The 22790-nt window shown below is 41.4% G+C and carries 13 protein-coding genes; 9 read left to right on the top strand and 4 right to left on the bottom strand.

Translation table 11 applies throughout. The features are described from left to right. Window positions 1-20 precede the first annotated feature (20 nt). Window positions 21-1358 (top strand): hypothetical protein, encoded by a 1338-nt coding sequence (locus NXS00_RS26880; protein WP_308709305.1) that lies wholly within the window; start codon window positions 21-23, stop codon window positions 1356-1358. Window positions 1359-1385: 27 nt separating this feature from the next. On the opposite strand, the gene NXS00_RS16410 is transcribed toward NXS00_RS26880, so the two are convergent. Continuing rightward, on the bottom strand, window positions 1386-3056 hold the full coding sequence (locus NXS00_RS16410; RefSeq protein WP_258100334.1) for a hypothetical protein: 1671 nt from the start codon (window positions 3054-3056) through the stop codon (window positions 1386-1388). A 191-nt stretch (window positions 3057-3247) separates the two neighbouring features. Between NXS00_RS16410 and NXS00_RS16405 the strand changes: the two genes are divergently transcribed. The 7 genes from NXS00_RS16405 to NXS00_RS16375 all read left to right on the top strand — a co-directional run bounded on the left by NXS00_RS16405 (window position 3248) and on the right by NXS00_RS16375 (window position 13857). Next, a complete protein-coding gene (locus tag NXS00_RS16405) occupies window positions 3248-3757 on the top strand; it encodes a DinB family protein (RefSeq protein WP_258100333.1) in 510 nt (169 codons plus the stop codon). Window positions 3758-4011: 254 nt separating this feature from the next. After that, complete coding sequence (locus NXS00_RS16400; protein ID WP_258100332.1) at window positions 4012-5361, top strand: deoxyguanosinetriphosphate triphosphohydrolase; 1350 nt, start codon at window positions 4012-4014, stop codon at window positions 5359-5361. A gap of 18 nt (window positions 5362-5379) precedes the next feature. Next, window positions 5380-5805: an endonuclease domain-containing protein gene (locus NXS00_RS16395; RefSeq protein WP_258100331.1), complete on the top strand. Its 426-nt coding sequence runs from the start codon at window positions 5380-5382 to the stop codon at window positions 5803-5805. 246 nt (window positions 5806-6051) lie between these two features. Beyond that, window positions 6052-8388 carry an efflux RND transporter permease subunit gene (locus NXS00_RS16390; protein ID WP_258100330.1) on the top strand — a complete coding sequence of 779 codons (2337 nt, stop codon included), beginning with the start codon at window positions 6052-6054 and terminating at the stop codon, window positions 8386-8388. Window positions 8389-8410: 22 nt separating this feature from the next. Further along, entirely contained in the window at window positions 8411-11770 is a 3360-nt protein-coding gene (ileS, locus tag NXS00_RS16385; protein ID WP_258100329.1) for an isoleucine--tRNA ligase, read from the top strand. A gap of 147 nt (window positions 11771-11917) precedes the next feature. Beyond that, window positions 11918-12559 carry a lipoprotein signal peptidase gene (locus NXS00_RS16380; protein ID WP_258100328.1) on the top strand — a complete coding sequence of 214 codons (642 nt, stop codon included), beginning with the start codon at window positions 11918-11920 and terminating at the stop codon, window positions 12557-12559. A gap of 194 nt (window positions 12560-12753) precedes the next feature. Beyond that, window positions 12754-13857, top strand: coding sequence for a carboxypeptidase-like regulatory domain-containing protein (locus NXS00_RS16375; protein ID WP_258100327.1), 1104 nt, complete (start codon window positions 12754-12756; stop codon window positions 13855-13857). 30 nt (window positions 13858-13887) lie between these two features. Here the strand turns inward: NXS00_RS16375 and NXS00_RS16370 are convergent, their stop codons facing one another. The 3 genes from NXS00_RS16370 to NXS00_RS16360 form a co-directional block, all read right to left on the bottom strand. Then, window positions 13888-16533, bottom strand: a complete 2646-nt coding sequence (locus NXS00_RS16370; protein WP_258100326.1) for a TonB-dependent receptor — start codon at window positions 16531-16533, stop codon at window positions 13888-13890. A 78-nt stretch (window positions 16534-16611) separates the two neighbouring features. Continuing rightward, complete coding sequence (locus tag NXS00_RS16365) at window positions 16612-17766, bottom strand: FecR family protein (RefSeq protein ID WP_258100325.1); 1155 nt, start codon at window positions 17764-17766, stop codon at window positions 16612-16614. Between the two features lie 560 nt (window positions 17767-18326). After that, on the bottom strand, window positions 18327-18866 hold the full coding sequence (locus NXS00_RS16360; protein ID WP_258100324.1) for an RNA polymerase sigma-70 factor: 540 nt from the start codon (window positions 18864-18866) through the stop codon (window positions 18327-18329). 124 nt (window positions 18867-18990) lie between these two features. Between NXS00_RS16360 and NXS00_RS16355 the strand changes: the two genes are divergently transcribed. Continuing rightward, the gene (locus NXS00_RS16355; protein ID WP_258100323.1) at window positions 18991-22224 is read left to right on the top strand and encodes a WD40 domain-containing protein; all 3234 of its coding nucleotides are present in this window, start codon (window positions 18991-18993) and stop codon (window positions 22222-22224) included. Window positions 22225-22790: the final 566 nt, after the last annotated feature.

The following is a 22790-nucleotide window of genomic DNA, read 5'->3' as shown; positions in this document are numbered from 1 at the left end:
GTTTTGCAAACACACAAAACATGAGCCGCTACCTAATCATATTAACTTCACTCTTTCTCTGGCATACTGTCAGTGCCAAAAAGCTTCCTGAAAAGCCTCTTAGAATTTCAATTATTTACGAATCTAACGCGCTTCGATTACCAGGAGAGTCTCTAGTCATAGGTGTAGAAGCCTTAATGCCCGATTCAACAGTTCTCAAAACTCGGAATATTGGCGGCAACCTTGGTCTAACCAATTTCGAATTTGAGTTGAACAACGGAAGCTATCAATTCGGCAAAATTCACTTTCCAGAGAGTACATCAAATGCTTTTTCTATTTCCGTTCACTGCAAAAAATACCCTGAGGTAGCCAGTATTGAATATTTCCAATTACATCACGAAGATGCTTTAATACTAAAACTACCAGAAGATGAAAGTTTCTCACCAGGAGTAAACATCCCTATTGAACTGGAAGCTATAGTTCGAAATGATTACGACAAAGAGTTCATTATTTCTCCATCATTGAATCAATATGAGTTTGCAGTGTCTGGAGGAACTTTTAAAAATGGTAGGATTAAAATAGCTCAAGACCCTAGAGACATACAGAATCATGAAGTTGAGCTCTATGTTCAACCCATCACAAGATCCATGGAAACACAAATTTTCACCCTTATCATGGACTACCGCAGATCCTATAAATTTCGAGATGATGGATTTTTTGGAAGCAATGGCTCAAGTGGATTCTCCGGCACCAGTGGTATACACGGGCAGCACGGTCAAGATGGACAACATGGTGATCAAGGCCCGAATATTGATGTGTACATCGAAGCCCACAATGATTCTATTCTCCAAACTGTGCTATTGGATGTAGAGGTATCCAGTCAAAACAAAAAAGAGTTTTATCGTATCAACCCTGATGGTGGGTTTCTCCAAATCATTTCAGAGGGTGGTGATGGAGGAAATGGTGGGAATGGTGGAGACGGAGGCAATGGAATGGACGGTCATGACGGTGCTGTATATAAAAGGCAAATTGCTACATCTGATTCTACCTGGACTGAAATACAGAAAAAAGGGCCAGGTGGCAACGGTCAAAATGGAGGTGATGGGGGGCATGGTGGCTGGGGAGGTGATGGTGGACCAGGCGGAATGATAACCGTCTATTACAATGCCCTGGCAGAACACTATTTAAACACCATTCAGGCAATAAGTATTGGTGGAGATGCAGGAAACGGTGCTTCTGGAGGAGCAGGTGGCCGTGGTGGAAAAGGAGGTGATGGAAACCCAAACGGCACTAATGGTCAAGCAGGTTACAATGGCGCCCCAGGCAGAAATGGCTATCATGGAAACCAAGGAGAAGTCCGGTTTATCCTAATTGAATAAGACTTCTCCTTGATATGTATTCAATTATTACTGCTCGATCACTTGAAGGCTGAATTCTCTACTTCCTCCTGAGTTCCAATCATTGAACAGAATCATTTGATTTTGGCCTGATTCCACTATTCTATCTACCGAATCTAACTCTTTCACCGAGTCATTTTCCAGGTCTAGCACAAGCAATTTCTTACGGACCTGATCATGATAGTAAACCGCATTGGCGGTAGACCGAATTTCAACCAGCTTTGATTTCTTTTCAGACTTCTCCTCAGGACGTTTTTTAGAATAATACCCAACCCAATTCCCTTCTTGATCAAACACCAGGAAGATTCTACTCAGTAGATATTGATGAATAATGGTCTCTCCGAACGACTGTCCTTCTGCTGGTGGAAGTGTTTCCTTCTCTTTTTCGAAAGTTTCTCCAGCTATTACAACTCTACCATCCGCGAGCTGAGTAGTGATATATGGGTCAAAATCTATACGCATAAACGTCTTAAGAGCCGGTTCAGAATCACCTACTAATAACGCCTGCATTTCTTGATAACTGTACAGCTTACTATTAACAAAACCATTCTGATCAAACTCTAAAACCACATGACCCGGTTTGTCTTTGTTCATTAAACGACCGAAAACAAAAATCTTATCCCCTTGTGTAAACGAGGAGTACAGCTGTAGGTACTGACCGTCTTCACCTAAATGGAACTCGCTCTGATGAGTGAGCGCTCCAGATTCATCAAGGAAGACCACATAGTGTCTTGTAAGATCCTGATCATTCTTTTTCTTACGCAGTTGTGCCTTACCATAGATTAATATTGCCCCTTTTTCAAAAGACGGATCACCTACAGAGTTACTCAATCCACCGATATATTTAAAATCTTTAGGTTGTTCCAAAGTAATAGCAGCGTTATTAAGCACTGTACCATTTTCATCCAATAAATACACTTGCTTGTTGTAAAACCCACTTATCCGATCCGTAGGTTGAGCCTTTACTGGATACAAAATCTGTTTTTTGTCTTTATCAAACACATAACCACCCGACGGATATTCAAACTTATTGACTTTATCAAACCCTACAGATTGCCACTCCTGAGCTTCCGTTTTGTAGCTACCCTGCCATTTCTTATATTCATGTACTGTGACTTGCTTTCTTAAATATGCAGGTACAAATCCACTTTCTGAAGCTTCCAAAACAGTGGTTTCATAATCTTCACCCTCCTTCGGAAATGCTTTTGAATAATGGCTTTTTAAGTCTTCTACGGATTTTGCATCGTTACTATCGATCCACAACATCAATGAACCATAATGGTTGACAACATATGGGTCTTCCTTAGATAGCTTGCTAAAAACCCCTGATAAATGAATGGGCTCTTCGATTTTATTAAGGACTCTACCAGAAGCATCTAGTTTCAAAATAGTAAGTACCGGCTGTGAAACCTCTGTGCCACGTATCCCGGCACCTGTTACAATAGAAAGCTTTTTACCTCCGTCAGCTTCGTTCTTTTCATTTAGCCAACCCTTCGTCCAGTTTAATCCAAAAAGCGTAATTTCTTTACTGGTTTCATCAAAAGTGATGTCATGAATATCAAAACCCGTATACTTTTCGCCAAGCGAATTTCGCAGCTCGAATACGGTAGTTTGTGCTAAAAGAGAACAGAAAGCAAGTAATAGCACACTATAAAGTGAAAGTCGTTTAATTAGGATCATTTTAATTTTTGTGAATTAGTTATCAATACAGCCTTACCATGTGGAAAGGTCAATTGGTTATTGACCCAATATATACAGGATTCGAAACAGTTAGTTGATAAATCATCATGATGGATTGATATTCTTGTCTCGAACCACTTGAAATACATACCGATACTTCGCATTTTTACTGAGTATCTAATTAATCTAGAATGAAAGCCTTCGCTCAAGAATTCAAAAATCAGTGCATCTACCAAATGGAGCTAAATCCTCCTCGGATCAAAAAATGCTTTGACCAATTGAGTGAAGAAGATGTCTGGAAAAAGCCAAATGAATCTCTCAATAGCATTGGCAACCTGGTGCTACACCTTTGTGGCAACATACGTCAATATGCTATTTCATCGCTTGGACAGTCTCCGGATGTCAGAAGCAGATCAGAAGAATTTAGTACTACCGGGGGTCTCTCCAAATTGGAGTTGATACAAAAATTGGAAGAAACTGTATCAGAGGCGGTCCATACCATAAAGAATGTAAGCGAAGAAGAGCTAATGCGAAACCGGATGGTACAAGGTTTTAATTACTCCGGAATTGGAATCATCATTCACGTTACGGAACACTTTTCTTATCATACAGGACAGATTGCCTTTAGGACAAAGCAGCTAAAAAACAAAGATCTCGGCTTTTATGCTGACCGAGATCTTGAAATTAAAAATGAAGATTAATATGCTGCCTTCTCATATAATCTTGAAAAAATTAACCTGTAGTCATCAGCAAATTCGAAACGTGAGCTATTAAGAATGCTTATCCACTTGCAATAATAGACCAAGGTATGTTTCTACATTATTTAAAATACCCATATATAATTGGGAAATGCGAGTGTAATGATTTGAAAGTTTAGCATGATATAATACTGTTCTACTATTTGACAAGATCATTATTGAATCCTTTTTAACTTGCGGCTTGATCAACGGATGTAATGAACTGGATACAATTACTTTCACCGAAGAGGTTTGGAGATAAATTTGAAGCCACTGTCACGAATGATAGCAGAAGTAGATTTGAGCAGGACTATGACAGACTGATCTTTTCGCATCCATTCAGAAAACTTCAAGACAAGACCCAGGTTTTTCCACTTCCAGAGGACGATTTTGTACATACTCGATTGACTCATAGCTTAGAAGTTTCAAGCGTTGGTCGTTCTTTGGGGAAGGCAGTTGGAGAACAATTGTTGAAGAAATATCCCGATCTGGAGCAAGCGGGATATACCTTTCATGACTTTGGCGGCATAGTTGCAGCTGCAAGTTTAGCTCATGATCTAGGCAACCCGCCTTTCGGACATTCAGGTGAAACAGCGATTTCATCATTTTTTACGGATAGTGTAAAAGGTCAACACTTTAAAACACTCGTTGCAGAAAATGAATGGTCTGACTTAATTAGCTTCGAAGGAAATGCACAAGGATTTCGGATATTGAATGATGAAGGAAATGGAGGTTTAAAACTGACCTTCGCTGCATTAGGAGCCTTTGCCAAATACCCAAAATCCTCACATGCTCCAAAAGACGAAAGCCGAAAGTCTCAAAAGAAATATGGGTATTACCGAAGTAATCTGGACCAATTCAAAGAGCTAACGGAGACGATGGGCATGGCCTCCCTGACTGATGAATCATGGGTTCGGCATCCGCTTACTTTTCTTGTAGAAGCTGCGGATGACATCTGCTACAATATCATTGATCTGGAAGATGGATGTCGATTAGGGCTTGTCCCTTATGAATACACCAGAGATTTAATGGCGGCGATTATTGGTGAAAGATATGATCAGGATAAACTAGAACTTTCTGATGATGTAAACCAAAAGCTAGGACTCTTAAGAGCATTGGCCATTTCTGAATTGATCAATCAATGTGTTACACTCTTCCTCGAGAAAGAAGAAGCCATTCTTGCTGGTGAATTTGACGGTGCGTTAACGGAACACATACCGGCAGCAGCATCACTTGAAAAAATTACTTCACTTTCTATTGAAAAAATTTATCGATCCAAACAGGTGCTGGAGCGAGAAGCTGGAGGTTTTGAAGTGATCGGAAAACTCATGGAGGCCTTCTGTATGGCGGCATTCACCAAGTATTTTGATGAAGATGCTCATACTCCAAGAATGAAGTCTATTTACAGATTATTACCTGCAGGAATTCAGAGTAAACTGAAAAAAGAAAACTCTGTGTACGATTTATTGTTAATCAATATGGACTTTATATCCAGTCTTACCGATTCTTATGCCATCAAATTATATAAAACGATCTACGGATTTTCGTTGCCTACCAGCAAGGTTTAGGATCTTTATCTTCTCATTATGAAAGCCGGAAAAGAAAACAATTATGGCTACAATAAAAACCTAAAGGAACACGCCAGAGCCAACCGCAACAATATGACGAAGGCAGAGGCATGTCTGTGGAAGTATGTCCTTAGAGCGGGCAACATACTCGGATTTACTTTCAGAAGACAAAGACCTGTTCTGAATTACATAGCTGATTTTATGTGTAAAGAGCTAATGCTAATTATTGAAGTAGATGGCATTACACATAGCTATGAAGAGGTAGTAAAAAATGATAAAGTACGACAACAAAATTTAGAATCTGCTGGATTCACTTTCTTGAGATTTACTGATGATGAAGTGTTATCAAGTATCAATAGAGTAATGGATCAAATTATCGAAACAGCCAAAACCATCATAGATGAAAAGAATATTGAATTACCTAAGCGAATAAGAAAATCATAGAAATACTATTTTCTCCACCCCCTACCCCCTCCAAAGGGGGATATACACTTTATGTAGAAAAACAATATCCCCTTCTCGAGGGGGATTAAGGGGGAGGATCAAAAAACAAAACAAAGAAACTATCAATGCTCTATTTATCAATAAGTTAATTAGGGCGTCAGAACTGATAAAATCATTACCTTTGCAGCCTTATTTTCCATGTGGACACAATTAGCCAATATCATTCTTAAATACAGGATCACCCTAATGTCAATTTTGGGGTTGATTACCATTTTTATGGCGTACCAGGCGCAGTACATCCAATGGTCATATGACATGGCCAATGTAGTGCCTGAAGACGATCCTGACCAGGTTTATTTCAGACAATTCAAGCAGACTTTCGGAGAGGATGGCAACATTCTAGCATTAGGCTTCAAGGACAGCTCTATCTATCAGGCTGACAACTTCCGTAAACTCAAGTATCTAACGAATCAGTTGGAGAGCATCAAGGGAGTAAAAGATGTATTAGGTCTGCCTAACTTACAGATGCTTTCTAAAAATGACGAGAAACGTCGTTTTGAATTAGAGCCTGTTTTCCCAGAAGTGCCCGATAATCAATCGAAGCTGGACAGTATGCTGAGGTTTGCCATGGATCTTAAGTTCTACTCTGGGCAATTGATTAATAATGAAAACGGTGCTACCCTAATTCTTGTAACTGTTGAAAAATCTGCATTAAACTCTGAGTACCGTCATACCATGGTAGCTGATATCGTTATGGCCGGTGAGCAGTTCGAAGAAGCTACAGGAGTTAATGTACATTTTGCGGGACTTCCATATGTAAGATCTGTCAACACGTTAAAAATCAAAGAAGAACTCAACAAGTTCTTGATTTACTCTGTCATTGTAACCGGCTTAATTCTATTTGGATTCTTCCGATCGTTCAAAGCAGTAATATTCCCATTGATCATCATTGGTGTGATTGTGGTTTGGGTATTGGGCACAGTATCCTTGTTCCAGTTTAAAATAACGCTGTTAACAGGTCTAATTCCTTCCATTATTGTCGTTATCGGAATACCGAATAGTGTCTACATGCTCAACAAGTATCACCACGAGTATTCCACTCACGGTGACCAGATGAAGGCATTAGGTAAAATCATCCGCAACATTGGGATCGTTACTTTCATCACCAACTTTACCACAGCAGTGGGATTCTTCGTGTTGGTATTTACTGGCATTCCAATCTTGATGGAGTTTGGTATCGTAGCAGGTATCAATATCATGTGTACTTTCATTGTGAGTACCATCATGATACCTTCGGTATTCTCACTATTCAAACCTCCGTCTGATAGACATCTTAAACACCTTGACTTTAAAATGCTCAATGGTGCTCTGGTTGGAATGGATGTGTTGGTTCACAAGCACAGAAAACTCGTTTTTACGGCAACAATCTTAATTGTATTAGGCTCCATTTATGGATTGACCAAGTTAGAATCAAACTCCTACATGGTAGATGATTTACCAGAAGACAGTCCATTAGCTCAGCAATTGAAGTTTTTCGAAGAAAACTTCAGTGGAGTCATGCCTTTGGAAGTCATTGTAGATACAGGAACTAAAAAAGGGGTTCAAAAACTTAGCAACCTCCGTAAGATTGATGAGTTTGAGACCTTCCTGGATTCCCTTGAAGGAATATCTCAGCCAGTATCGGTGGTTAGCTTCATTAAAGCCGCCCGGCAAGCATTTTACAATCAAAGCCCGGCTTTCTACTCTATTCCAAATAATCGGGAAAGTGCCTTTATTTTGCGCTATTTAAAAGAGGAAAGTGATGAAGCGGGAATAGCTAAGTCTTTTGTGGATAGCACTGGTCAGTATGTGAGAATCTCACTAAAAATGCCAGATATCGGCTCACAGAAGATGGACTCTTTGGTGACGAACGTCATAAGTCCAAAGATTGAAGAAGTCTTCAATGAAGGAAAAATGGATGTCAAGGTAACGGGTACAGTTCCTTTGTTCATTAAAGGAAACAAGTTCCTGATTGACAATCTGATCACCTCTATGATTTTTGCGTTTATCATCATCGCAATCATCATGGCGATACTGTTTAAGAACTTTAAGATGATAGTCATCTCATTGATCCCTAACTTGATTCCATTGCTTCTAACCGGAGCCATTATGGGATTCTTAGGTATTCCAATTAAGCCAAGTACTGCATTGATTTTTAGCATTGCTTTTGGTATTTCGGTAGATGACTCCATTCACTTCCTGGCTAAATATCGTCAGGAACTTCACGCGCACAATTTCTTCGTACCTATTGCGGTAAGCCGTAGTTTACGTGAAACTGGCGCAAGTATGATGTACACATCCATTATCCTATTCTGTGGATTTGTGATTTTTACATTATCTGAATTTGGCGGAACGGTTGCATTAGGGAAACTAACTTCTATAACACTGTTGTTTGCTATGTTTACAAATCTGATCGTACTGCCGTCATTGCTATTGCAATTTGATTCAGGCAAGATCGAAAAAGAAGATCATCCATACATCGAGGATTTTGCGAAAGCAGACTATGATGAAGAGGATGACGAAGAAGAGACGGAAAAGAACTAATATAAAATTTTAGAAGAGTAAGGTGGCTAAATATCCAGAGTACAAACAGGTCAGTTACCCTCAGATAGCAGAAGAGGTATTGAAATTTTGGGCTGACCAACAAATCTTTGAGAAGTCAGTAACAGAGCGTGAAGGAGCAGAGACATTCACATTTTATGAAGGTCCTCCATCTGCCAACGGAACACCGGGTATTCACCACGTGATGGCCCGTACTGTAAAGGATATTTTCTGCCGTTACAAAACACAAAAAGGTTTTCAGGTAAAACGTAAAGGTGGCTGGGATACGCACGGACTTCCTGTTGAGCTTCAGGTAGAGAAAGAACTAGGTATCAAGAAAGATGATATCGGTAAGACTATCTCTGTAGCCGAATACAACCAGAAGTGTAAAGAAACGGTGATGCGTTTCAAAGATGAGTGGGATCGTCTCACTCAGCAAATGGGTTACTGGGTTGATCTGGATGATCCATACATCACTTTTGATCAGAAATACATGGAGTCGCTATGGCATCTATTGAAGAAGCTATACGAAAAAGGACTTCTATATAAAGGATATACTGTACAGCCATACTCTCCTGCTGCCGGTACGGGTTTGAGCTCACACGAACTTAACCAACCGGGTACTTATAAGGATGTAAAAGACACGTCTATCGTGGCTCAGTTTAAGGTGAAGAAAGATGATCATTCTGCCTTCCTATTTGAGTCTGATGACGAAGATGTAAGAATCCTTGCATGGACGACAACTCCGTGGACCTTGCCATCTAACTGTGCGCTTGCTGTAGGTGAAAAGATCACTTATGTGAAAGTGAAGTCTTACAACCAATACACTGGAGCTGCTTTAAGTGTAGTTCTGGCCAAAGATTTGGTTGGCAAGTTCTTCTCTGATAAGGCAAAAGAAGTAGCCCTAGGAGATTACAAGCCTGGTGACAAGTTGATCCCATTTGAGATCGTATCTGAGTTCACAGGTAAAGACATTCTAGAGGTACGTTACGAGCAGTTGATGCCCTATGTAACGAACGAAGACTTGGAGAAAAATGCCTTCCGAGTTATCCCTGGAGATTTCGTATCGACAGAAGATGGTACTGGAGTCGTTCACACAGCATCAGTATTTGGTGCGGATGACTTTAGAGTAGCACAGCAAGCTGGTGTTCCTGCCGTGATGGTGAAGGACGATCAGGGTTATGATGTGCCATTGGTGAACAAAAAAGGTCAATTCGTTGACGAAGTAACTGACTTTGCAGGCAAGTTTGTGAAGGAAGAATACTACGACGATGCTACACGTAGTGACAAGGACTTCAAGCCAACGGATGTGTTGATTGCCATCCAGCTGAAAGAAGACAACAAAGCATTTAAGGTAGAGAAATACGAGCACAGTTACCCTCACTGTTGGAGAACTGACAAGCCTGTATTATACTACCCACTAGATAGCTGGTTCATCAAAACCACTGCACTAAAAGATCGATTAGTTGAGCTAAACAAAACGATCAACTGGAAGCCTGCTTCTACAGGATCTGGTCGTTTCGGCAACTGGTTGGAAAATCTAGTGGACTGGAACTTGAGCCGTTCTAGATTCTGGGGAACTCCACTGCCAATCTGGGTAACCAAAGATAGAAAAGAAGAAAAGTGTATCGGCAGCATTGCTGAGCTTCAGGAAGAAGTGAAGAAATCAATTGCTGCTGGTCATATAAGTGAAGAAATCGGTGATGACTTTGATCTACACAGACCATATGTAGATGATGTGATCCTTGTGAGTTCTACAGGTGAGCCAATGTACCGTGAGCCGGACTTGATTGACGTTTGGTTTGACTCTGGTGCGATGCCTTACGCTCAGTGGCATTATCCATTTGAGAATGAAGATGTATTCAATGCGAACTATCCAGCAGACTTCATTGCGGAAGGCGTAGACCAGACTCGTGGATGGTTCTTTACACTTCACGCGATTGCTACATTACTTTATGATAAAGTAGCGTTCAAAAACGTTATTGCGAATGGTCTCGTATTGGATAAAAATGGCAACAAAATGTCTAAGCGATTGGGCAATGCCATCAACCCATTCGAAACCATGGATAAATATGGTCCTGATGCGACTCGTTGGTACATGATCTCCAACGCCAACCCTTGGGACAACTTGAAATTTGACATAGAAGGTGTTGCTGAAGTACAACGTAAGTATTTCGGAACACTTGCTAATACCTATTCCTTCTTTGCGCTATATGCGAACCTTGACGGGTTTGACTTCTCTAAACCGGCTCTTCCGATGGAGAAACGTACGGAGAGTGACCGTTGGGTAATGAGTAGACTGAACAGTCTGATCAAAGAAGTGGATGCGGCATTTAATGAATATGAGCCAACTAGAGCAGCTCGAGCAATCCAAAACTTTGTGACGGATGAGCTAAGTAACTGGTATGTTCGTTTGAATAGAAAACGTTTCTGGGTTGGAGAATACAACGAAGACAAAGAAGCTGCGTACCAAACGCTTTACACAGCATTGGTGACCGTAGCACAACTTTCTGCTCCAATCGCTCCGTTCTACTCTGAGCAATTGTTCAAAGACTTGAACGCCGTATCTGGATTGGATCAAAGCGAGTCGGTTCACTTAGCGGATTTCCCTAAGGTAGACGAGTCGTTGATCGATGTGGAGTTAGAGAAACGCATGCATTTGGCACAAAGTGCTTCTTCTTTGGTTCACAGCTTGAGAAAGAAAGAGAAGATCAAAGTACGTCAGCCATTACATAAGGTGTTGATTCCAATCTTAAACGAAGCAGATAAGGAAAGAATTGAGAAAGTTGCTGAATTGATTATCTCTGAAACCAACGTGAAAGAAGTAGAGTATGTAGATGACGCTTCTGGAATATTGGTAAAGAAAATCAAACCAAACTTCCGTAAACTGGGTCAACATTTTGGACCGAAGATGAAGCAGTTGGCTCCATTGATTAACCAAATGGATCAGGATCAAATCAAATCACTAGAGCAATCAGGTGAATTTAAATTGGATCTTGATGGCGAAACTATCACACTTGGACTGGAAGATGTGGAAATCACATCAGAAGACATTCCAGGATGGTTAGTTGCGAGTGAAGATGGTTTGACTGTTGCTTTGGATATCACCATTTCGGATGATTTGAAACAAGAAGGTATTAGCCGAGATGTTGTCAACAGACTGCAGAACTTGAGAAAAGATAAAGGCCTTGAGGTACAGGATAAGATCAAAGTAAGCTATCATACAACTGACGATTTATTAAAAACTTCAGTAGAGGCTTACAAAAATTACATCCAAAAAGAAACCCAGGCGCTTTCTTTGGAGTATGTTGAACAAGCTAATGGTGGTACTTCACTGGATATTGACGGTCTGGAAATGACTGTTGACCTTGAGGTAGCTAAATAAGTTATATATCATGGCTCAAAATATTGAGCGTCATCCTGAACTTGATTCAGGATCTATAATTTTAAAAGATGAATTAGATTCTGAAATAAATTCAGAATGACAAAAGGTTGTTTAGATCATTTTGAGCCAACCGAAGATTAAACTAACATGGAGAAAAAAAGAACCCCGCTATACATCTTTTACCTAATCAGTTTACTGGTTATAGGTATTGATCAGATTGTAAAAATGGCCGTGCATTTCAACATGACCAAGGGGTCTCAAGGTCAAATCCAAATCTTTGGGGACTGGTTTAAGTTGCATTACCTGACCAACCCGGGAATGGCATTTGGAATGGAAATTGGCTTCATCGATAATGGAAAGCTGGTATTGACCATCTTCCGCTTGGGAGCCATGGTTGCCATTGGGTATTACCTTTATACGCTCTACAAGAAAGAACATAGCAATGGCTTATTGATCTGTATCGCTATGATTCTTGGTGGTGCAATCGGGAACCTGGTAGATAGTATTTTCTATGGTGTTTGGTTAGACAATGCGCCGTTTGATGCTCCTACTCCATGGTTTTATGGACAGGTAGTAGACATGTTCTACATCGATATTTGGGAAGGTCGTATTGCTGACTGGGTGCCAATCATAGGCGGTGATTACATGGCACTTTGGCCAGTGTTTAACGTGGCAGATGCTTCCATCTTTTTAGGGATCACGTTTATCCTCATTTTCCAAAAGCGCTACTTTGGGAGTCATGAAGAAAAGGAAGAACAAAAAGCTGAACTAGCTGAAACGGAGAATTAAGAGATAAAATCTAATACAATATCAAAGGCAGGGTAACTCCTGCCTTTTTTGTTTCCATTTTGGTAAATCAACCTCATTGGAGCTTCTTCTTTTTACAATTCCGCTAAAAATACAGGTTGATACATTGTTTTTCATGTGTAACAACTTGATTTTCATCCGTTTATTTCGTTCATTCGTCGAAGTAAACCACCAACATGCTTAGACACACCGCGACAATTGTCCTCTGCTTCATTGCAGGGTACTACTCATTTGCCCAGGAGATTTCTGGCCAGGTGACAGATATTCTTACCAAAGAACCCATACCATTTGCTCACGTCACCCTTGGAAATTCAACTACCATCAGTAATCTAGATGGGCAGTTCGTCATCTTGAAAGAACATCCTGAAGATACGGTTATCCAAATCTCTTTCATTGGCTTTGAACCCTTTACTCAAAAGGTTGAAAATCGCACTAAATTCAATGTAGAACTAAAAGAGTCTACCTTAGCTCTAGATGCAGTGACCGTATTAACTGGTGATATATTAATGGGTCGAGTATTCGATCGATTGATTACCAACTATGAGATGGAGCCTCTTCGACTAACCAGTTATTACAAAGAAAAACTACTTTCAGATAGCTCAATGGTCTACCTGGCTGAGGGTGTTCTGGATATTCTAATGCCTCCAAACGTGCGGTTGAACAATATCAAAATAGCTCCTATCAAAACCAGAAAGAACGTAGTGAACCCGGATGATATCTCTGGAAACGCCACCATGATGAGTGGGCATGCTCATGACATGGCCATATCCTCTATATGGAGAAAAAACTCCTTCTTAAGCAGGCGTAATCGAAAGCATTATGAGTTTGAGTACGAAGGCAAGCGACCTTACCAAGAGCATTCAGTCTATGAAGTAAGCTTCAAACCTAAGAATCGTAAAGGGTATGTTTCTGGCACTTTGTACATCGAAGACGAAACTTATGCCATTGTGAAAATGATCTATGAGCCTGATGCAGCCAGAAGTACCTTTTGGGAGTATGCGAAATGGACTGAGGAGTATGAGTTTCTGAATGGCCGATACAATCTTACGGCGGTAACCTACAAAGGAGAGTACTTCGAAATGGATAAAGTTTATGAGTTCAACTGTATCCTGATCAACAACAACATCAACACCGCCAACCTGGACAATTTCCCTCACATTGAAATGTCCAAAACAGATGTCTTCTTTGATGAAGCAGCTAATAACATGTCGGATGACTACTGGAATGGTTACCACTATTTAAAACTTAGTAACCGAGAGCTCCAGGCTCAAGCAAATTAATAGGAGTGTGACAAACACACTCCTCTCTTATTAGAATTCTAAGCGGTAATTTAAAATTGGTATTAACCCTGCCATAGTAGCAATCTCAACCTGATTCGTTTGAGGATCATAGTACTCTGCCCAGGTATTTAAGCGATTAGTCACATTCTGAATGTCGAGAGAAATCACCTGTTCTTTTCCATTCTTATAAAAATGAACTTTGACTCCTGCATCTATTCGGAAGTAATCTCTGGTCTGATAGGCCCATGGTTGATTTTCAAATGTATAGGTTTCTTCTTCAGCGATAGATCGTTCCAGATCTATTGGATATTGACGTTTTCCTCCAGTCCACATCACTTTGGAGTTCAAGCCAACTCGTTTGTTCTCGCCCCATTCAAATTCCTTTCCAACCACAAAATTGTTTACATAATTAAGGTTGTATTCACCATTGTACCACTTGCCATCAAGCGGCTGGTATTTGGAATCAAAGAGAGAGCTCGTCACCAGGAAGTAATAATTATTGGCAAATGTTCGCTGGACAGTCAACTCCAGCCCAATGTTTCTGGCTTGCCCTTTATTCACTAAAGTATCCTGGTCGCTAAAACCACCGAATATTGGTGTGTAGTACTTGTCAGGATTATTTGGAACTGGCAGATTATTCACCTTTTGATAATAACCCTCCACCTTAAAATTTAAGTACTTGGAAACGGCTTTCTCATAACCAATCACATAGTGAGATGCTCTGGTCAGCTCCAACATTCTGTTGGGTAGGTAAATCCGTCCATTATCTGCATAGGTTCTTACAAAATAAAGAGGCAAACTCTCATGACGGCTGTGTCGACCATAGCCAAAAGTCAATTTTTGCTGATTCTTCATTCCCACTGCCAAGCTCAGTCGTGGCTCAATGACCTGATCTTTATTCAATTCAAAACGCATATAATGAACTCCGCCAGTAGCAACTATCTTGTCAGTAAACTTGTACTTTCCCATGAGGTAACCCTGATACAAATAGGTGTGACCTTCCGTATCCACTTCCACTAGCCAGTCATTTTTTGAATTGCTCCATCCACGCGATTCATAATTGTAATTCAAACGGCTTAAAATAGCTCCTGTACGCATCGTCAATCGGCTATTAACCTTTCTGTTGTAGTAGGAACTCAACCTCACAGACCCTTTGTTTAAATCATCCTGAAATCGTGGACTCAATGTCCAGGAGGAATCCATTTCCTCATAGTTCTGATCACTAAAGCTCTTGGAATGAGATAGGACTGTTTCTACAAAAGAATTATTATCAATGAAGTAATTGTGAGTTACGCCATAAGCGTACATGCCGGTATAAGTATCATCGTGGTACCCATATTTCCAATCTTCGCAATCAATGGAGTCTGGCTCAAAATGCTCCACAGCTTTTGACAATCCACCAATGCCCCAGATAGCGAATGTACCCACCTCCTTGGTGGGCAAGTTGAACTTGAATGACAGATCCTGATAACTGGGAAGCGCGTTTTCTGATACCGCAAAGTTCAAAGCATTGAGCAATCCCAAAGTCGAGTAGCGGTAATTAAACAAATAAGATCCATCGTAGCCTTTTTTGAAAGGACCTTCTGAGGCAAAGTCTACACCTAGAACTCCTGCCTGAAAGGTATGCTCATACGCTTGATTATTTCCGTTTCGAAGTTTCAGATCAAAAATCCCGGACAAGGCATTGCCATAATCAGCAGAAAAAGCTCCAGTGTAAAAATCAGAGTTGCCGAGCATGTTGGCACTAACAATACTGATCGCTCCAGAGGAATAGCCTTCTTCTGCAAAGTGATTTGGGCTTGGTATCTCAACCCCTTCCAGCTTCCAAAGCATCCAGTTGGGAGAGTTACCACGGATAACAATTTCATTAGATGCATCATCCGTTGTAGCCACACCAGCAAAGACTAACGCCATACGAGCAGGGTCACTGATACTAGCGGCATAACGCTTGGTTTCTTCCGCGTCAAACGACTTAGCGCTAACGGTCGCCATTTCATTGATCGGTTCGCCATTGGAAGCTGTCACCACTACCTCACTTAGGTTGGTCAATTGCTCCGTTAAAGAAACTTTGATGATCGTCTCCTTACCAGTACCCAGCAAAATATCATTTACGAACGCATCCTCATAGCCAACAAAAGAAACCTTGATTGAGTGTCTACCGATTGGTAAATTGGTGATACTAAAATTCCCATCAATATCTGAAATGGCACCTTTTACCGTTTCGGTAGTGATTACCTGTACCGTCGCAAAGGATAGTGGGGCTTGAGAATCCTTGTCGTAGATGGTACCCCGTAATGTTTGCTTGAACCCCGGAGGTAAGGGCGTGTTCGGAGTATCCTCAATTGGCCCAATGACGATCGTCTCGTTGATTTTACGATAAGTCAACTTCGACTCTTTTAACAACTCCTCAAGAGCTTCTTCTACAGTGACTTGTTTCATCTGAAGCGTCACTCTTGGAATGTCCTTAATCTGTTCGTTGTTATAAATGATATTGATATCGGTCTTTTTGATCAATTCTTCCACAGCCTCCTCAAAAGTGACCTCTTTTAAGTCCAGATCAATTTTTGGAGCTGCTTGCCCATAAACATTCCGATATAGCAGCGAGAGCAGCACTGCCAGGCCGATGACCAGCGCCTGTCGGAACCAGGAAGTAGGAAATTTGGTTAGATTTTTCATACCTTTAAATGATTGAAAGATTTACACGTCTTTTAATTGGAAAAATTAGAATGGGAGATGTTGCCGCATTTCCCATTTTTATTGAATGATGATTTGTTCATCGTTAAATTCAAAAGTCACTGCGGTCGTTACTTCCAGCATTTTCAGAATCGCCGAGATCTGCTGTTGATTGTCAATACGACCCGTAAAGTGAAGGCTCTTGACCTTCTCATTTTCAAACTCATACGAGAAGTCATACCAGCGAGCCAAATGCCTCATCACTTCTTCCATCGAGCTATTCTTAAACTGGAACTTTCCATCCATCCAGGAGGTGTAATTGTCGGTGTTCACCGCCTGAACAGTTAAAGTATTTTGGTCCAATACTGCCTGTTCACCAGGTTTTAATAGCTGCTTATTGTCAGCAGTTTCCACTTGTACTTTTCCTTCTACCAGCGTAGTTTCCACAATTAACTCATCCGCATAAGCCATCACATTGAACTGTGTTCCTAACACTCGTACCGCTTGCATTTCACTATGCACGATGAAGGGTTTTCCCGTGTGAGTAACATCAAAAAATGCTTCTCCTGCCAGGTAAACTGTTCTAGTACTATCCGTAAAGGACACCGGGAATCGAATAGAAGACGCAGCATTTAGAGTGATTTTTGTCCCATCAGCCAGCTGCAGTTGATAAATACCACCTTTCGGGGTTTGTAGTTCATTGTAAGCAGCAACTGGTTCTGGAATATCTGTAATCTCCTCTTCGTACTGAAGTTTGCTTTGATGATTGGAAATATTCACCGCTCCTTGTTTAATAGGTTGAGATGCTTCCTCACTTGTCAAGTCAACTTGACTTCCATCAGACAAAATCAAAACTGCTTGTTCCATACCAGGAACTATAGCCTCATCAATACCTGCCAATGGATCCTGGTTGCCTTGGAAGTAGTAGAAAATAGCTCCGGCCATCAAAACCGGAAATAAAACCGCAGCAGCATATCGCCACACTTTCGAATAAAGTGGAACAACTTTCGGTTCTTCAAGCTTCCCCTGAATGGATGACCATGCCTTTACAGAATCAAATCGTTGATAGACTTCCATTTTGCTCAAAGCCCTGGAGTGATCCAAAAGCTCTTGATACAACTCCTCATTCGCAACACTTTCTTTTCTCCATTCCTGGAGCTGCTGAACTTCACCTGCAGTCAACTCCTCCCGAAAAGACCTGTGAATAAGGGCTGCTATGTCAAACGATTTTTCCATTTTTTCGTATTTTCATAAGCAGTAACAACCGAGTTATAAAACAGGGTGAAGAGTGGGTTAAAAAAATTGAAATTTTTTTTCAATTACCATAGAAGCGTCTTTCCTGCGTAGCATGCCTACCGTGGTAGGGCAGGAATCGCATTAAAAAGAACCCCCTCTCGATCTCCCACTGGCCGTGCGCCCCTTCAAAATGGGGAGAGTAGATGATCAACGTGACAGTAATTTGAGTTACTCATTGACAAGTTGTATTCCCATCTGGATAGTCACTAATAAATCTCAACAACAAAATAAACCCTGCACGTCACTGCGGATGAAATGAAGCAGTCTCACACTAAAACCGTCACTCCCCGAATCAATGAATGATTCACCTCTTCAAATGACACTTGCAATTGATTCTAGGGGAGTCTTCATAAGGTGGTCGGGCAGGAATCGCATGAACCATAGTCTAATACAACATGCTGACGAAGCCTGCCTTCCGTGGCAGGAAAGCGTGTATCCAACAACCCCCTCTCGATCTCCCCCTTGTCAAGAGGGAGAAGTAGACTATTAATAAAATAACACTACAAACTCAACACCCAACTAAACATCGCTGGACTGAGCTTTTCCTTCAGCTTGGCGTAGGCAATCTTCTTCTGAGTTTTTACGGTATTTTCACTTATCCCAAGCTCCTCAGCGATCTCGTGATTCTTCAAGCCTCTCAAGGCCAGGATCATAATTTTCTGACTGCCCTCCGGCAATAATTTGATCTCCTGATATAGTTGGCCGTAATATTCCTCTGCTACGATTGCTTGTTCTGAATCCGAATGCTCCAACTCGTAGATCACTCGATTTTCATGCTCTTTAATCACTGATTGATGCTTCAATACATTCAAGCATTTGTTGCGAACGGAGGTGTAAAGGAACGATTTAACGGCATTGATGTGATCGAAATCCTGTCGCTTATCCCAGAGGGTTACAAAACTATCTTGCACCAGGTCTTCGACTTCCTGATCATCGTACAAATAGTGAGAACTGTAGGCACACAGACGCAGATACATCTCATCGAAAATGAGCTGAAAACTACGTTTGTCTCCTTTTTTAAAGGTCTCGATTAGGTGCATGACAAGTGATTAGGCAAAGCTAAAATACGGTTTATTCTAATTAGACGTTTCACAAAACCATGGTTAAAATGAATCTGCGAAATACAATTGAATTAGTTTTGACTTATTGACCAATTATTGCTTCATGAGATTCAATATCGCCTTTGCCATAACATTTCTATTCGCCCATACCCTCATTGCACAGGATTTACCTGTCGAATTAAGAATTGAGGCGGGGCACTACAGCAGTGTAACGGCCATGACCTTTTCTGATGACGGAAAAATTTTAGCTTCTGGCGCATATGATCGCAGCATCGTACTCTGGGATTGGGAAACAGGAAGAGAACTTAGAAGAATAGATTGTGAAGACAATGTGGAATCACTAGATTTCAGTCCGGATGGTCAGTTGATCCTTTCGATCATTCAAAATGGGACCGGGTTGATCCATGAGGTAACCACTGGTAAACTTATCAAGACTCTGACTCCTGAAGATGGCTATTTACAAACTGGTCAATTCCTTCCAAATGGCAAAGAAATGATCATTGCCGGACCAAAAGTGGCTACCATCTGGTCACTGGAAAAGGATGATCCAATTGCTTTTTTAGACGGGGAGCGCACTTATTGCAATTACAACTGTCAGCACTCGATGGGTGTAAGTCCTGATGGCAAATGGATGGCTGTTGTGGACCGAAATGGACAGGTTAGTCTTTGGAACATACCAAAACGTAAATTGATCAATCAGTGTCAATACTATGATGTTTCCAAATTCAGTCATTCGGGAATCACTTCCATTGCTTTCACACCAGATAGCAAATCCTTCATCATCGGGTCAGAAATTCAAGGCATTATTCAGTGGTCTATTGATCCGGCACAAGAACCAAGAGTCCTGCTAGCTCCGCAACAGATCACCACTGGGATTTCTTTCAAATTTAATGACCTGGCGATCAACAATGAAGGAACTATTTTATCTGCCATCTACCTGGAAGGAGTACAGGATAAATTTGAGCGAGACAATAACCTGGGATACCATCGATTTAATCTTCAAACTGGTGTACTGATCGAGTCAATAGATGTGGGAGATGCTAATGACATTTCCAATATGCTTTATCATCCCATTTCTGATACGATGGTGATCAATCGAGGAGCCATCCCTCAGATTGTGAACTCCAAAGACCTTTCACCTATCCGACTTTTCAAAGGCCACTTAACGGATAATTTGGTGGATTACTGGATCATGAAAGCGACCAAAAAGCATGTATTCTTACCTCCAAATACGGTCATCGAACGTGTGGGTAGACAGGTATTTGCATGGGATTACACGACGGGTAAGATCAAAACAACCTATCCAGCTCATGAAGATATTGTACTTGGGTTGGCAGTGAGTAAAGATCAAAAATTGTTCGCTAGCAGTGCTGCCGATGGCTCTGTTTATGTCTCGGATATCCAATCTGGAGATACCATTTGGACAAGAACACTATTCCAGTCAGTGATGACTGTCGGATTCAGTCAGGATAGCGATCAATTAATTAGCATTGACATGAGTGGACGAGTGGTCGCCTGGAAAGCTAAAACTGGAGAATACATTCAAGATCTGCCAAGAACAGCCAGAGATTGGTACCAAACACCGATGACGGTAGCCTTCACCTCAACTGGATTGGTCACCTGGGATAATGCTCTTCGTGAACCGGAAAAAGGTCAGGAAATTGTCCAATTTGATATGCACGAGGACCGACTTCATGATATTCTCACAAGTGCAGATGGCAAGCAGCTCCTAACCACCGGATGGGATGGTCAGGTATTTCTACGTGACTTGTATTATGGTGGTAAAGTCACATCAATTGGTGAAAAGTTGGAAGACAAGGTGTATTGTGCCGTGTTTAGTCCAGATGAAAAACTCATCGCTACAGGAGCTGCGGATAATATCATCAGACTCTACAACCAGACAGGAGAATTACAGTTTGAACTAACGGGGCATCGATCTGGTGTGGTATCGCTGACTTTTAGTGAAGATGGTCAGCAGTTGATCTCCGGCAGCCAGGACGGTACGGTAAAAGTCTGGGACCTAAAAAATCAAAAAGAGCTCTACACCCACATTTTACTGGATGAGAACCGATGGACCACTATGCTCCCTTCTGGCCATTTCTATTCCACACAGCAAGGCATGCAATCCATGTACTTCGTCCAGGGGAATGAGTTGTATTCGCTGGATCAATTTTTCGAGGAGTATTACCAGCCAAAATTGACTGTTAACCTACTGGGCAGTAACGTACAGCGGGAAACAGGTAGTTTGAGCAATCAGATTGCCAACCGGCCTCCTCCTAAAGTGGAAATTGTCTATCCAAAAACCAAGGAAATCACAGATTCGCAAACTGAGTTAATCGTCAAAGTAACTGATCAGGGTGGTGGTATTGAGGAAATCAAAGTGTTGCAAAATGGTAAACGTGTAGTTGCCGATAGCGAGTTCAAATCCACCAAAGAAGGAAACTCCATCGCCAAATCGTATCATCTGGATCTGGTTCCTGGCCTAAATGTCATTCAGGCATCTGCTTTTGGCTCCAGCCGGATAGAATCCAAAGCTGATGAACTCCGAATCAACAGACCAGCAGACGAACCGACAGCAGCTTGTTATGTGCTTTCAATAGGCATAAACGAATACACCAACCCTCGTCTCAACCTCAATTATGCTGTAGACGATGCAAAAAGTGTTGCTTCACTGGTTGAAGAACAAGGTAAAAACCTGTTCACGAAAATCGAAACGACACTCATCACCAATGAAGAGGCTACTCGCGAAAACATTCTGAAAAAACTGGAAGAACTATCTGCAGTCATTAAACCAACGGATGTGTTCTATTTCTTCTATGCTGGGCATGGCTCTATGATGAACGAAAAATTCTTCTTCATTCCGACCAACTGTACCCGGCTTTATGAAGAAGAGGCATTGATGTTGGAAGCGTTGCCTGTTCCCGAGGTAGTAGACAAACTCAAATCCATCAAAGCTTTGAAGCAGGTGCTATTTATCGATGCATGTCATTCTGGAGGGTCCACACAGTTACTCGCTTCTCGCGGTGCTGGAGAAGAAAAAGCGCTTGCCCAACTATCCAGAAGTGCAGGCGTTCATATTTTGGCAGCCGCAGGGTCAGACCAAACAGCTACCGAATTTCAAGAGTTAGGCCATGGACTGTTTACCTACACCGTATTAGAAGCACTTAAAGGCAAAGCAGATGGAGCTCCTGAAGATGAAAAAGTCACCGTGTATGAGCTCAAATCCTTCCTGGATGATCAGGTACCAGCATACTCACTGAAATACAAAAACATGCCTCAGTATCCTAATACCTTCTCCATAGGTCATGATTTTCCGATTGTGTTGAGGAAGAGGTGAGGAACCCCCTCCACCCCCCCTTGTCAAAGGGGAGAGTGGCTTTTCCTGCTAATTGTAATATGAGTTACTCATTAACAATTCCAATTCAAATCGATTTGCCCCACCCTAGCCGGGCGCCCCTAGGGATTTGAATATTTACTAACCATCGTCATTCCTGCGCAGGCAGGAATCGCATCATGCAATTCTTGCTTATTGGAACAATTGTTATCCTGAAACCGCCTGATGGCAGGAACTAGGGTCGTCATCACAAAACGTACCGTCACTCCCCGAATCAATGACTGCTCTACCTAATTAAAAAGCACTTGCAATTGATTCTAGGGGAGTCTATATGCTGTAGTGTGCACGAATCTTATTAAAAAGAACCCCCTCCTAACCTCCACTGACCGTGCACCTCTCAAAATAGAGGGGAGTTTATTGTCATACAGCACTTAATAACCCCTGTCTTGTCCTGAAATAGGTTTACACAATCGATGTAAATCAAAATGGATAAAAAGAAGAATGCACCAATTCGGCATGGAAATGAGATTTCGGTGGCAGAACGTCACCAAATGATTCAAGAATATCTC

The sequence above is a fragment of the Marinoscillum pacificum genome (genome assembly GCF_024714495.1).
GTDB classification, from domain to species: domain Bacteria; phylum Bacteroidota; class Bacteroidia; order Cytophagales; family Cyclobacteriaceae; genus Marinoscillum; species Marinoscillum pacificum.
The sequence above is the reverse complement of the archived record's forward strand: the minus strand, read 5'-3'. Positions and strand labels throughout refer to the sequence as shown.